The following is a 13,051-nucleotide window of genomic DNA, read 5'->3' as shown; positions in this document are numbered from 1 at the left end:
CTCCTACTGCCGCACCGGACCGGCTCCGCTCCCAGCGGGTCCGGTCCGGACGCCGTTCGCCGCCGGGCGATCGAGCAGCCCGGCCAGCACCCGGTCCGGCGTGAGCGGCAGTTCCCGGAAGCGGACACCGGTGGCGTGGTGCACGGCGTTGCCGATCGCCGCGGCCGTCCCGACGATCCCGATCTCCCCGATGCCCTTGCTGCCCATCGGGTTGAGACGGGGATCGTCCTCGTCCAGCCAGTGCGCCTCGATCTCGCCGACATCGGCGTGCACGGGCACGTGGTACGACGCCAGATCCGCCTCGGTGAAGTCCCCGAACGCGGCGTCCATCGTGCTGCCCTCGGTCAGCGCCATGCCCAGTCCCATCGTCATGCCGCCGACGAACTGGGAGCGTGCCGTGCGGGCGTTGAGGATGCGCCCGGCGGCGTACACCCCGAGCAGCCGGCCGACCCGGACCTCGCCGGTGACCGTGTCCACCGCGACCTCTGCGAAGTGCGCCCCGAAGGCGTGCCGGGCCCAGGCGCTCTCGGCGTCCGCCGTGCCCCTGGTGTCGGCGCGCGCGTCGAGCCCCTGCTCGGGCAGCGGACCCTGGTGCTCGGCCAGCCGCCGCGCCAGCAGGGCACCGGCCTCGTGGACCGCCCAGCCCCAGGAGGCGGTGCCGGACGAGCCGCCGGCCAGCGGCGCCGACGGGAGCTCACTGCTGCCGACCTCGATCCGCACCCGCTCCAGCGGAACCCCGAGGGCGTCGGCGCCGACCTGCGCGAGCACGGTCCGGGCCCCGGTGCCGATGTCGGTGGCGTTGATCCGCACCAGGAACGTCCCGTCGGGCAGGGCGCGGGCCGTCGCCGCGGAGGGCCACACCATGACGGGATACATCGCCGCCGCCACGCCCGTCCCCAGCAGCAGGGGCCCTTCCCGGCGGGAGCCCGGGCGGGGATCGCGCCCATCCCACCCGAAGCGCCGGGCACCCTCGCGCAGACACTCGACCAGGTGCCTGCTGCTGAACGGCTTGCCGCTGTCGGGTTCGACGTCCGGCTCGTTGCGGACCCGCAGTTCGACCGGGTCCATGTCCAGCTCCCCGGCGAGTTCGTCCATGGCGGACTCCAGCGCGTACATGCCCGGAGCCTCGCCCGGCGCCCGCATCCACGACGGCGAGGGCACGTCCAGCGCCGCGACCCGGTGCACGGTACGGCTGTGGGGCGCGGCGTACATCACGCGGGCGGGCACTGCCGCCTGCTCCACGAACTCCTTGATGCGGGAGGTGTGGGTGGTGACCTCGTGCACGAGGGAGGTGAGGCGGCCGTCCGCGCCGGCACCGAGCCGCAGGCGGTGCAGGGTGGGAGCACGGTGCCCGACGACGGCGGGCAGATACCGGCGGGGGAGGGCCACGGTGACCGCCCGCCCGGTCTGCCGTGCCGCCATCGCGGCGAGCACGACGTCGGGCCGTGGCGTGCCCTTGGACCCGAAGCCGCCGCCGACGTGCTCGGCGGTGACGACGATCCGCTCCTTCGGCACGGCGAACAGCCCGGCGAGCACGGCTTGTACGGCACCGGCCCCCTGGCTGGAGGTATGCACGGTCAGGCGGCCGTCGTCCCAGCGGGCGGTGCTGGCGTGCGGCTCCATGGGGTGGTTGTGCAGCGGCGGCACCCGGTACGCGACATCGACCCGGGCGGCCGAGGCCCCGAAGGCCTCGTCGGGGTCGCCCTGTTCACGGACGGCCGGGTATCCGCCGTTGGCCTCCTCGGGCACGTACACGCCCGGGTGCGAGGCGGTGAGCCCCACGTCGTGCTCTTCGGCGTCGTAGGCGACCCGGACCGCCGTGGCACCGGCCCGGGCCGCCTCCAGGGTCTCGGCCACCACCAGGGCCACGAACCAGCCCCGGTGCGGAACCCGGGGGTCCTGGAGCACGGCGAGCGTCGGATCGTCCGGCTCGGCGAGCCGCGGCGCGTTCTCGTGGGTGAGGACGGCGAGGACACCGGGCACGGCCATGGCCGCCGCCGTGTCGACGCCGGTCACCCGGCCCCTGGCGACGGTCGCCGGCACGGGCCAGGCCTGGGCCCGGCCGGGGGAGTGGTACTCGGCGGCGTAGCGGGCGCTGCCGCTGACCTTCTCCCGTCCCTCCCGGCGCTCGGCGGGAGCGCCCACGCTGCCGGTCATGGAGTCCTCCTCGTCAGAGCCTGGTCCGCGAGCCGGGACAGCACGTCCACGGCGAGATTGCGGGCCAGCGGCACCTTGTAGGCGTTGTCCCGCAGCGGCCGCGCGGCGGACAGCTCGAGGTCGACGGCGTGCTCGAACGCGGCGGCGGTCGGAGCCGCGCCCAGCAGCGCCTCCTCCGCCCGCCGGGCCCGCCAGGGGCGGTGCGCCAGCGCCCCGAACGCGAGCCCGGCGTGGCCGACCACACCGTCAGACACCCGCAGCACGACCGCGACGGACGCGAGCGCGAAGGCGTACGAGGCCCGGTCACGGGCCTTGCGGTACGCCGACGGCAGCCCGGCCGTGGCAGCCGGAAGCACCAGACCGGTGACCAGTTCGCCGGGGCGGATCTCGGTGTCCTGCTCGGGCCGGTCCCCGGGCAGCCGGTGGAAGTCCGCCGCCGCGACACTCCGGGCGCCCTCCGGCCCGTACAGCTCGACACGCCCCTCCAGAGCGGCCAGCGCCACCGCCATGTCCGACGGATGGGTGGCGATGCAGTGCGCGGAGTGCCCGAGCACCGCGTGATCGCGGTGGACACCGTCCCGCGCGCCGCAGCCGCTGCCCGGCTCGCGCTTGTTGCACGGCTTCGACAGGTCCTGGAAGTACGGGCACCGGGTGCGCTGGAGCAGGTTGCCGCCGGTCGTCGCCGCGTTGCGCAACTGCCCGGAGGCGCCCGCGAGCACCGCCTGCGACAGCGCCGGGTACCGGTCGCGTACGAGGGGGTGGGCCGCGAGGTCGCTGTTGCGGACCATCGCCCCGATCCGCAGCACACCGTCCGGCAGCTCCTCCACCGTGTCCAGCGGCAGCCGGGTGACGTCGATGAGAGTGGCGGGCCGCTCGACGCCGAGCTTCATCAGATCGACGAGGTTGGTGCCGCCGCCGAGATAGCGGGCGCCGGCGTGGGAGGCGTACGCGGAGGTCGCCTCCTCGACGCTTCCGGCACGGACGTAGGCGAACTCCTTCACCGGATCACGTCCTCCACCGCCTCGGCGATCCGCGGATACGCGCCGCACCGGCACAGATTGCCGCTCAGCCGCTCCCGGATCTCCTCCCGGCCCAGCGGAACCGGTTCACCCGAGGGTGTCGACGGGTCGGTGACGTGTGAGGGATGACCGGCCGCCGCCTCGGCGAGCACACCGGCCGCGGAGCAGATCTGGCCCGGGGTGCAGTAGCCGCACTGGAAGGCGTCGCGTTCCAGGAAGGCCTGTTGCAGCGGATGCGGCTCCTCACCGTCGCCGGACAGGCCCTCGATCGTGGTGACCTCGCACCCGTCCAGGGCGATCGCGAACAGCAGACAGCTGTTGACGCGCCGCCCGTCCACCAGGACCGTACAGGCGCCGCACTGGCCGTGGTCGCAGCCCTTCTTGGCTCCCGTGAGGTCGAGATCCTCCCGCAGGAGGTCCAGCAGGACCCGCCGGTGGTCGACGGTGAGGGTGTGGGGTTTGCCGTTGACGCGGAGTGTGGTCTCCGAGTGGTGCTGGTCGTTGCCCATGTCGTGGAGGACCTTCCCGGGCGGGCCGTACTGCCGTACGGACCGCGTATCCACCTGGCCACGACTGACACGTGCGGGCTACGACGACCTGCCCTTGAGGCGCTCGAACGTCCGTGTGAGCTGCTGCAGCGGGGACACGGCGGGAGCGCCGGAGGGCTGCTGCCGCGCGGGAGCGGTCCCGTCGGACTCCTGGTAGGCGGTCAGCGCCTCGTGGGCGCGCTCGGCCGCCTCCCGATACAGGTCACGGGACTTCGTCATGGCCTCCAGCGCCTCGGCGTACATGGCCACCAAGCCGCGCTGGCGATCCAGCTCCTCCTGGAGACTCAGCAGGTGCCAGTCCTCCCGCAGCGCGGTGAGGGCCTCCTCGGCGCCGTCGGGCAGGGGCCTCGGCAGCGCGGCGAACCGCTTCACCGCATCGACGAGGTCGGCCGGCTCCGAGCCGTCGAGGAAGACCGCACGAACGGAGAAGTCCTCGGCGTCGTAACCCTCCGGCGCCGGGGTGCCGGGCAGCACCACGGCACCGCCCCGCGGCACCTGCACGCCGGAGTCCCGCAGGGCCCAGTTGAGTCCCCGCGACTGCTGCGGGACGGCGCGGTGCTCCACCACCCGGTGCCGCAGGCCGGGCGGGAGCCACCGTGCCACCGGCATGCGGCCCTGCTCGTCCGTGGTCATCGCCTCATGGACGACCACGTGAATGTGCCATCCGCCGCGCACCGCGTTCCGGAGCAGGCGCTTCATCTCCTTGTCGTCCTGGGGGAGCGGATTGATCTCCCGCAGGGACAGATTCGCGGCGGCGTCCTGGTCCCAGGCGGCGTCCGGCTCCTGTGGCCAGAACAAACCGGTCGGCGACGGCCAGTCGTCGCTCCACGGCTGCTCGGCCTCCGCGACCAGGATCCATTCCTGTCCCTCGCCGTCCGGACCGGGCGCCACGCTCAGCCGGGCCCGCACGGCCACCCCGTCGCCGACCTGCCAGCGGGCCTCGAAGACCCGCTCCGACGTTCCTGCCTCGGCCTCGGACAACTCCAGAAAGTCGTCGATGTCCTGACTGTCCTTGCGCTGCTGGAGCGAGCGCCGGAGAACGTCTTCCGCGGCGCCGGAGGCATGGCGGCCGCGCGCCAGCCACACTGTGGCGGGCGTCTGGGGGCGGACGGTGGAGAAGATCGGCATGGGTCCATCTGTGAGCTGGGGGCAGGTGTGCCTGCCAGTATCGTCACCGCGGGCCGGCCTGGATAACCCGGGGTCACACACACGGCCTACCCCCGATGAGCGCTGCCATGTGAACACGCGACGGCTCTGTTCGGCACCCGGCAGCGCACTTCGGCGGCTCGGGGTGCGCGGGAGGTGCGCCACGCGCACGGGGTGTGCGCGCCGCGCGCACACCGACGGATCACACTCATGGCCCAGCCGACCCACGATCCCGACAATGGTCCGCACGAGCAGGGCCCGCCCACCATCCGCATCGGGGCGGGTCCTGCTCGCCGCACCGGTCGTACTGGTGGCGGGAGCTGGACCGCACCCTGCCGATGCTGCTGCGGGCTCTGACACCTGGCCCCGCTTCCCGCGCCGACCGCGTTCCCGCTCAATAAGACTTGCATTCGCCGTCACCGACCGCCGACGGCCCCCACGGCGAGGACACGATCACGCAGGACGGGAAGTTCGGAGCGGATCCGGGCGACCTCGCCCATGTCGGCCCTGTTCTCAGGGCTCGCGCACCAGGCCTGCGATGTGCGCGGTGACCGTGTCGAGGATGCCCGACCAGGCTTCGTCGTCGCCGAGCACGAGGTAGTTGAGGGTCAGGCCGTCGGTCATGGCGGCCAGGTAGCGTGCCAGGACGGGGGCGGGTACGCGCAGGCGCAGGCCCATGGTCTGCCGCAGCTGCCCGATGAGCTCGATGTGCGTCTCGGCGTACAGCTCGTACTGGCGCCGCGCCAGATGTTCGAAGCCGGGCTGGCGCAGCGCGTACTGCGTGAGCTCATAGGTGAGCATGTGCTCGTCGGGGTGGGCGCGGACGTGCTCCCAGTACGCCTGGAAGCCCGCCCGGACGGTCTCCTCGAGCGTGGCCCTGGGCCGCAGGGCCTCCTTCACCACCGTCACGTAGTGCCCGGCGATGGTGGTGATGACGGACTCGATCAGCTCCTGCTTGGAGTCGAAGCAGTAGTGGAAGACGCTCAGCGAGACGCCCGCTTCGGCGGCGATGGACCGGGTCGTCGTCCTGGGGACGCCGTCCCGGGCCATCGCCCTGATCGCCGCTTCGGTGAGCTGTCGCCGCCGCTCGGCGGACGGCAACCGTGTCATGGAGCCCCTCTCGTGGGTGTCAGCTGCCGTGGACTCCGACCTCGTAGAGGGAGTAGCCCCGGTCGGTGCCGCGTTCCAGCCCCTGGACGCGTACGTACCTGGCCGGTGTGCCGGTGAATCGCGCGGTGTCCAGGCCACCGTCGCCCGCTGTCGTGGACCACGCGGTCCGCCAGTTCTCCCCGTCGGTGGAGAGCTCGACGCGGTACGACTTCGCGTACGCGTTCTCCCAGTCGAGAGTGACCCGCTCGACGCGCTTGGTGGACCCGAGGTCGAGCCGGTACCACTGGTCGTCGCTCCAGTCGCTCGCCCAGCGGGTGCCGCCGTCGCCGTCGACGGCCCGGTGCGGCTTGTAGCTCGTGAACAGGCTCCACTCCGAGGAACTGGCCGACGTGGCCGCGCCGCGCGCGAGATCGGCCCCGGCCTCGTGGTTCTCGGAGGCCCCCCAGGTGTCGAGGTAGGACTCGGCGCCGCGGAAGAGGTCGTCCACCACGTCCTGGCCACCGACCCGGCGGATGTCCTCGATCCAGTCCGGGACGAGACCGTAGTGGGCGGCTCCGTCGGTGTTCAGGTCCCAGGTGCGCTCGCCGGTGGTCTGCCGGTCGATGACGGAACCGCCGTCGACGCTCTTGAAGGGGTACGTCACCTTGTTCGGGGCGTCCGCTCCACGCGGGCCCGGCCAGCCGCCGACGCCGTTCATGTCGGTGCCGTAGCCGTAGCCCACGCCGTACTTGTCGCGCAGGGCCTCCGTGCGCTTCGCCTCCGAGATGAAACCCTCGGAGCCGTGCATGTACTGGGCGATGAAGCCGCCGAGACCGTAGACCCGCTCGGTCCAGTCCAGGTCCATCCAGCTGTGCGAGGAGAGCACGCCGGGGTAGGACTCGGCCTCGAAGATGTCGAGCACCCGGCCGGTGGCCTTGACGCTCATGTGGTCGATCTCCAGCATCATCCCGCGTTGCATCATGCCGCGGGCGGCGTACTCGCCGAGTGCGGTGAGTCCTCTGACGTTGCACTGGGCGTCAGCGCTGTAGGAGGGGACCTCCTCGCCCGCCGGGAGCTTCTTCTCGGCTTCGGGCGCCGAGGCGTTGCCGATCGGGTTGTCGTGTTGCGGGCCCGTACACTTCTCCGTCTTCCAGTAGGTGCCCGTCGACAGGAACTGGCCGACGTTGATGGCCGTTCCGAGCGTGCCCGAGTCGTAGCGGACACCGCACAGTGCGTTGTCGAACTTGTGGCACAGGAACATGCTGCGCACGCCCAGCGAGTACAGCTCGTCAAGGCCCTTGTCGATGTCGGCCCTGCTGCACTGTGCGATGTCGAGGATCTGCTTGCAGCCGAAGGGCTCGGAGGTCTCGACGCCGAGGACGACCGCCAGCTTGCCCTGCTCGGCGACCTCACGGGCCTGCGCGCTGTCGGTGACGATCCGGAAGAAGCCCTTGCCCGGTCCGCCGTAGATCTTGTCGATGTAGGCCTGCATGTCGTACGTCAGCTTGGCCTGCAGCCGGATGGACGTCATCTCGTCGCAGCCGCGGTCCTTGAAGAAGTACACGGAGCAGATGACGCCGTTGGTGACGAGGTCGTTGACCAGCACCCGCTGGCCGCCACGCCACGCCCGCTCCACCCAGGCGTAGTAGTTCTGCTGGTGGGTCAGCGAGTCGTGGGCCGGCCAGTCCTTGAAGGTGGGCCAGCCGTTCGGGTCGTGCTTGCCGTCACCGCCGTTGGTGATGAAGTCGAAGATCGCGAGCGAGCCGTCCGGGTAGTGCTCGGGGCAGTCCTTGAGTGCGTCCGCGACGCCCTGCTCGGAGAACGGCTTTCCGCAGATCAGACGGCCGCCGAAGGCCTCGTTGGAGAAGATGTGGTCGTGCGCGTCGACGAAGCCGCGCACCTCGCCCCGGGCGTTGGTGCCGGTGAAAGGCGCCCCCGTGACATTGACCCCGGAGTCCGGCGCGGGCCGTGCGGTCGGGTTCCACCAGTCGGTTCCGGCCGCCGAACTAGGTGTGGGACCGAGCGCGATGGACAGCACGAGCAGGAGGAGCGACACAACGGTGATGTTCTTGCGTCGGCGGTACGGGCGTCCGGCACTGGTCACAGCCCACGTCCCTTGGTCGGGGGGATGGCGGGGTCGACGTATCGGGCCGTCCTGGGCCCTGAGGGCCGGGGAGCGACAGCCCGATTGTCATGACCTCGCCCATGGTGCGACGAGAATGACCACTGCCGCCTCACGAGTCAAGAGTCCGGGACAGATGACCTACTGACGGGGAATCAGAAAGACGTCACGGGCGAGAGCCGGATCCGTGTCGACCGAGCCGTCGGCGAAGGGCCGCCGCCGGCCCGACCGGCGCCACGCGCAGCGCCATGGCCCCCTTCGAACCGCGGGGGAGCGGCTTGGCGTAGTAGGGGCGGCCGAGCCGGGCGGCCCGGAACCAGCGGGTGCCGGTCAGTCCCTTCAGAGGCGGGACGGGAATCCGGCTGTTGGGCTCGTCCGTACGGAGGGTCAGCGTCCACCGTCCCGGAGACAGCTTCCTGACCGGCAGGCGAGCGGTGAAGCCGGTGCCGCTGCCGTCCGGTGCGTACCGAAGGGGCACCTCTCGCACCGAGCCCGAGTCGTCTTCGGCGCGCAGGGCCGTGGGCCCGGGGCGGCGCTCGGCGTCATCGGTCAGGCGTCCGCTGACGAGGAGCGTGCCGGGCGTGGACGTGTCCCAGGCGGTCCCGGTCACGTGGCAGACCGGCTCGTCCTCGGTCCGCCGGATGTCCAGGGAGAAGTTCCCGTACGGAGTGAAGAAGGGACGCGCGGTGGTGGGCTCGTGCCCGGGCCGGGAGCAGCCGATGGCCACGACCTCGCGCCGCGGCGGGGCGGTCCTCTGGCCGTTCGGGTCCGTCCTGGCCTGCCGGAGCCTGACGGTCCGGCTGACTCCCTTGGCCCGCACGTCCAGGTGGAGATCCCACACCCCGGCGCCGAGCGGTGCGCCCGAGTCGACGGTGCTCAGATCCACCTCGACGAGGAAGCCGGTTGCCTCGTCCGTGTGCTCGATCGGCTGGTGCGCGGCGGTGCGGACGGTCACCGGCACGCAGACGTCAGGGTGCGAGAAGCCACGCGGGCGCAGGATCAGCCGGGTGGTGGGCTCGAGGGCGCCGAGGGACTCGATACCGGCGTGGCCGGCGAGCCGGAGCACACCGCCGTCGCCCGTCCATGCCGCTTCGGCCAGTTCATGACGGACCGGGATCCGGTCCGTGGCGTCGAAGCAGGCGTCCGGGACCGCCTTCACCGGGTCCCGGAAGAAGGGGTGGCACCAGTAGACGCGGCCCTTGTCGACGACGTTGCCGCGCACCGCGTCCTCCTTGGCGTGCCGGGCCACGGTGATGAGGTCCTCGTACCGGTCCGCGCGCAGAAGGTGGACGATGAGCCGGTCCGGCGGGGCGAGCTGCTGGAAGACACCTTCTGTCACATAGCTCAGTGCCCACTCCCGGAACTGCGGATAGAAGCGCTCCCGTGCCTGCTCTTCGCTCTCCTTGGGCAGCAGGGCGCGCAGGGGCCCGCACAGCTCCCACTCCACGTGGCGGCGCATGATCTGGTCCCGGCGCGGTCCGGGTTCCAGGTAGCGGGCGACCGTCTCGAAGCACAGCCGGGTGCCGTCCATGCGGTGGACGAGGTCGGCGGCGGTGAGGGTGAGATTGTTGCCGTTCTGGCGGTTGCGTGAGTAGTAGCAGTCGTAGTCGGCCACCACGGAGATGCCGTCGGCGTTGAGGAAGGCCGCGGCGGTGAACGGCTTGTCCTCGCAGTTGCGGTACGGCGGGAACCTCAGGTCCAGCCGCTCGATCAGCGAGCGCCGGAACAGCTTCCAGCAGCCCAGGGTGCGGTAGGCGGCGGAGGAGAAGACATCGGTCCGGGGCTGGTTGTGCGAGAAGACCGCTGTCGGCACGGCACGTCCGCCCACGGACACCATCTTGCCGAGGACCACGTCGGTGCGGTTCTCGTCCGCCATCGCGACCATGCGGCGCAGGGCGTCGGGACCCAGGTAGTCGTCGGAGTCGAGGAAGAAGACGTAGTCACCGCCGGCCATGTCCAGACCGGTGTTGCGTGGGCCGCCGGCTCCTCCGCTGTTGGGCTGGTGGACGACGCGCAGGCTGGGGCAGGTGTGCGCGAGCCGGTCCAGTTCGTCCGCGGTGCCGTCGGTCGAACCGTCGTCGACCGCGATGATCTCGATCCTGTCCAGGCCGAGCGTCTGCTCCATGACGGAGGTGACACACTTCGTCAGTTCCGGCATGGAGTTGTACGCGGGGATGATCACGCTGACGCGGGGCGGATTCGTACGGAGCATGATGACTCCCGGGCCTGCCGGTGCCTGACGGAAGCCGCCGACCCGCTGCCGGCGGCTTGCCGCTCGTCTCCCTGGAGCTTCGGCGCGTCCCGGCCCGGCCGCCCCGCGAGAGGCTTCCTCCTGCGCCGTCGGAGTGGGTGAACCACCCGTTCGGGCCAGGGCAGCCTCGCTGCCGAAGCCGAAGCCGAAGCCGAAGCCGAAGTCAAAGTCGAAGTCGAAGCCGCTCCGGCCCGGGAGAACCCCGCTTCACGACGCCCGGTGCGCATCCGCGTTGCGTACGAACAGCGCGTGCAGATCACGCACGGCCCGGGGGACGGAGACGGCATGGCGGCGCTGCAGCACCAGCAGCACATCGGTCTCGTCCCCCGCCAGTGGCCGTACGGTGAGGGTGCCCCGCCGCTCCAGGGGATCGCCCAGGACGCTGAAATCGGGCAGCACCGTCGCCCCCAGCCCCTCGGCGACCATCAGCTTGCCCATCTCGGCGCCGTCGGTGGAGTACGAGAAGGACGGTGTCCGGCCGTGCAGCAGCCGGTGGACGTAGCGGTGCATGACATAGCCGGACCGCATGACGATGAGCGGCTCGGCGAGGAGGCTGTCCACATCCACGGCGTCCAGGGCCGCCAGCGGACTGTCCGGGCGTACGCACACCACCGGCCGCCCGCGCAGCAGCTCGGTCGTCTCGAGGCCGGGCGGCATGTCGTCGCCGCGCAGATAGTTCACCAGCCCCAGGTCGAAGGCGCCTTCCAGCAACCCGCGGTGGATGTCGGCCTGTTGCGCGCCGACCACCTCGACCTGGGTGGCCGGGTGCGCGGAGCGGAACTCACGCACCGTCGGGATGAGCAGCGGAACGGTGGCCGTGTTGACCGTGCCGAGCCGCACCATGCGGCTGACGCGGTGCTGGTCTCCGGCCGCGCCGCGCAGCCGGTCCACCGCGTCCAGCACCGTCATGATGTGCGGCAGCAGTTCCCGCCCCTCGTCACTGACCTTCGCCCCCGACCGCTTGCGCTCCAGCAGGTCCACACCGAGCTCCCGCTCCAGATTGCGCACGGTCTCGCTCAACGCGGGCTGGGACAGATGCAGTTCCTCGGCGGCACGCCGCAGCGAACCGAACCGGGTGACGGCGGCGATGTATTCCAGCTGTTCTATGCGCACGACAGGAGACTGCGTTCCCCGCGAGCCCCGGTTCAAGGGAATCCCTGTCACAACCTCGTGAATACCGACTCTCACCATGTGGAATAACCACCCGGTCTGCTTGACCGGCCGGACCCACGCTTGGTTGGATCGTCGACATGAAGCGACAGGACCTCACGCAGCGACGCCACGTCGATCTCGCGCGTGTCTCCAGCTCCTGCTGTCGCAGCCGCGTCTGAGCGCAGCGCACCCGAGGGAAACCCCCTCCGAGGGAAACCCCCTCCGAGGGAAACCCTCCCACTCGCTTTCTGCGCCCTCTCCGTTCATGAATTCCGGTTCCGGACGTTCTCCGTCGTGCTGACGGCTTTCCCGGGACCGCTCTTCCAGCGCGCCTGAATTCCCGTCGCGAGCACGTCCCCGTGCCGACGCCTGTGTGTTTCGCGTGCCTTTCCGCTCTCCCGGGAGTCCCCCATGCCCGTACCGCCCGCATCCGACCCCGTCCGCTTCGCCTACTGGGTGCCGAACGTCAGCGGCGGCCTGGTCACCAGCAAGGTTGAACAGCGCACCGACTGGGGCTACGACTACAACCGCGAACTGGCCGTCCTCGCCGAGAACAACGGCTTCGACTACGCGCTCAGCCAGGTCCGCTACATGGCCAGCTACGGCGCCGAGAACCAGCACGAGTCGACCAGCTTCAGCCTCGCCCTGCTGCTCGCCACCCAGCGGCTGAAGGTCATCGCCGCCGTCCACCCCGGCCTGTGGCACCCGGGCGTCCTCGCGAAACTCGGCGCCACCGCCGACCACCTTTCCAACGGCCGCTTCGCCGTCAACGTCGTCAGCGGCTGGTTCAAGGGCGAGTTCACCGCCCTCGGCGAGCCGTGGCTGGAGCACGACGAGCGCTACCGGCGCGCCGAGGAGTTCATCACCGCCCTGCGCACCATCTGGACCGAGGACCACGCCGAACTCGCCGGTGACTTCTACCGGGTGCGCGACTTCTCCCTCAAGCCCAAGCCGCTGAACACCCCCGAGCGCCCGCACCCCGAGATCTTCCAGGGCGGCAACTCCACCGCCGCCCGCGCCATGGCCGGCCGGGTCTCAGACTGGTACTTCAGCAACGGCAAGGACTTCGACGGCGTCACCGAGCAGATCAACGACGTACGAGCGGCCGCCGCCGAGGCGGGCCGCACGCCCCCGAAGTTCGGTCTCAACGGCTTCCTCATCGCCCGCGACACCGAGGCCGAGGCCCGTGAGACGCTCCGCGAGATCGTCGCCCACGCCGACTCCGAGGCCGTGCACGGCTTCCGCGACGCCGTCCAGCAGGCCGGGCAGTCCACCGCCGACGGCAAGGGCATGTGGCATGACTCCAGCTTCGAGGACCTCGTCCAGTACAACGACGGTTTCCGCACGGGCCTCATCGGCACGCCCGAGCAGATCGCCGAACGGATCGTCGCCTACAAGCGGCTCGGCGTCGACCTCCTCCTCCTCGGTTTCCTGCACTACCACGAGGAGGTCGAGTACTTCGGCAAGCGGGTGCTGCCCCTCGTGCGTGAACTGGAGGCCCAGCAAGCCGAGTCGGAGCACTTCGCCGCCGCCCGCGCCTGACCGCCCGACCCGCACCTGACCCGCA

10 protein-coding genes are annotated in these 13,051 nt (G+C 71.1%); 2 read left to right on the top strand and 8 right to left on the bottom strand.

Annotated elements, in window-relative coordinates; translation table 11 throughout:
* Positions 1 to 3: 3 nt before the first annotated feature.
* The 8 genes from OG542_RS02040 to OG542_RS02005 all read right to left on the bottom strand — a co-directional run bounded on the left by OG542_RS02040 (position 4) and on the right by OG542_RS02005 (position 11,445).
* Entirely contained in the window at positions 4 to 2,157 is a 2,154-nt protein-coding gene (locus OG542_RS02040; protein WP_328407649.1) for a xanthine dehydrogenase family protein molybdopterin-binding subunit, read from the bottom strand.
* The gene (locus OG542_RS02035) at positions 2,154 to 3,158 is read right to left on the bottom strand and encodes an FAD binding domain-containing protein (RefSeq protein ID WP_328407647.1); all 1,005 of its coding nucleotides are present in this window, start codon (positions 3,156 to 3,158) and stop codon (positions 2,154 to 2,156) included. Before OG542_RS02035 ends, OG542_RS02040 begins: the two co-directional genes overlap by 4 nt.
* The gene (locus OG542_RS02030) at positions 3,155 to 3,685 is read right to left on the bottom strand and encodes a (2Fe-2S)-binding protein (protein ID WP_311130487.1); all 531 of its coding nucleotides are present in this window, start codon (positions 3,683 to 3,685) and stop codon (positions 3,155 to 3,157) included. The genes OG542_RS02035 and OG542_RS02030 overlap by 4 nt, the downstream gene beginning before the upstream one ends.
* Positions 3,686 to 3,763: 78 nt before the next feature.
* A complete protein-coding gene (locus tag OG542_RS02025) occupies positions 3,764 to 4,852 on the bottom strand; it encodes a hypothetical protein (RefSeq protein ID WP_328407645.1) in 1,089 nt (362 codons plus the stop codon).
* A 531-nt stretch (positions 4,853 to 5,383) separates the two neighbouring features.
* Positions 5,384 to 5,980, bottom strand: coding sequence for a TetR/AcrR family transcriptional regulator (locus OG542_RS02020; protein ID WP_328407643.1), 597 nt, complete (start codon positions 5,978 to 5,980; stop codon positions 5,384 to 5,386).
* A 19-nt stretch (positions 5,981 to 5,999) separates the two neighbouring features.
* The gene (locus OG542_RS02015; protein ID WP_328407641.1) at positions 6,000 to 8,063 is read right to left on the bottom strand and encodes a discoidin domain-containing protein; all 2,064 of its coding nucleotides are present in this window, start codon (positions 8,061 to 8,063) and stop codon (positions 6,000 to 6,002) included.
* A 184-nt stretch (positions 8,064 to 8,247) separates the two neighbouring features.
* Positions 8,248 to 10,293, bottom strand: coding sequence for a glycosyltransferase family 2 protein (locus OG542_RS02010; protein ID WP_328407639.1), 2,046 nt, complete (start codon positions 10,291 to 10,293; stop codon positions 8,248 to 8,250).
* 246 nt (positions 10,294 to 10,539) lie between these two features.
* Entirely contained in the window at positions 10,540 to 11,445 is a 906-nt protein-coding gene (locus tag OG542_RS02005; protein ID WP_328407637.1) for a LysR family transcriptional regulator, read from the bottom strand.
* A 137-nt stretch (positions 11,446 to 11,582) separates the two neighbouring features.
* Between OG542_RS02005 and OG542_RS40640 the strand changes: the two genes are divergently transcribed.
* The gene (locus tag OG542_RS40640) at positions 11,583 to 11,663 is read left to right on the top strand and encodes a putative leader peptide (RefSeq protein ID WP_359892990.1); all 81 of its coding nucleotides are present in this window, start codon (positions 11,583 to 11,585) and stop codon (positions 11,661 to 11,663) included.
* A 232-nt stretch (positions 11,664 to 11,895) separates the two neighbouring features.
* Positions 11,896 to 13,026 carry a dimethylsulfone monooxygenase SfnG gene (gene sfnG / locus OG542_RS02000; protein WP_328407635.1) on the top strand — a complete coding sequence of 377 codons (1,131 nt, stop codon included), beginning with the start codon at positions 11,896 to 11,898 and terminating at the stop codon, positions 13,024 to 13,026.
* Positions 13,027 to 13,051: the final 25 nt, after the last annotated feature.

The organism is Streptomyces violaceus, assembly GCF_036014075.1.
Classification (GTDB): domain Bacteria; phylum Actinomycetota; class Actinomycetes; order Streptomycetales; family Streptomycetaceae; genus Streptomyces; species Streptomyces violaceus.
The sequence above is the reverse complement of the archived record's forward strand: the minus strand, read 5'-3'. Positions and strand labels throughout refer to the sequence as shown.

Coding starts and splice junctions, on each gene's coding strand:
- OG542_RS02010 (WP_328407639.1), bottom strand. CDS start 10,293: ATGCTCCGTACGAATCCGCCCCGCGTCAGCGTGATCATCCCCGCGTAC.
- OG542_RS02025 (WP_328407645.1), bottom strand. CDS start 4,852: ATGCCGATCTTCTCCACCGTCCGCCCCCAGACGCCCGCCACAGTGTGG.
- OG542_RS02020 (WP_328407643.1), bottom strand. CDS start 5,980: ATGACACGGTTGCCGTCCGCCGAGCGGCGGCGACAGCTCACCGAAGCG.
- sfnG (WP_328407635.1), top strand. CDS start 11,896: ATGCCCGTACCGCCCGCATCCGACCCCGTCCGCTTCGCCTACTGGGTG.
- OG542_RS02030 (WP_311130487.1), bottom strand. CDS start 3,685: ATGGGCAACGACCAGCACCACTCGGAGACCACACTCCGCGTCAACGGC.
- OG542_RS40640 (WP_359892990.1), top strand. CDS start 11,583: ATGAAGCGACAGGACCTCACGCAGCGACGCCACGTCGATCTCGCGCGT.
- OG542_RS02040 (WP_328407649.1), bottom strand. CDS start 2,157: ATGACCGGCAGCGTGGGCGCTCCCGCCGAGCGCCGGGAGGGACGGGAG.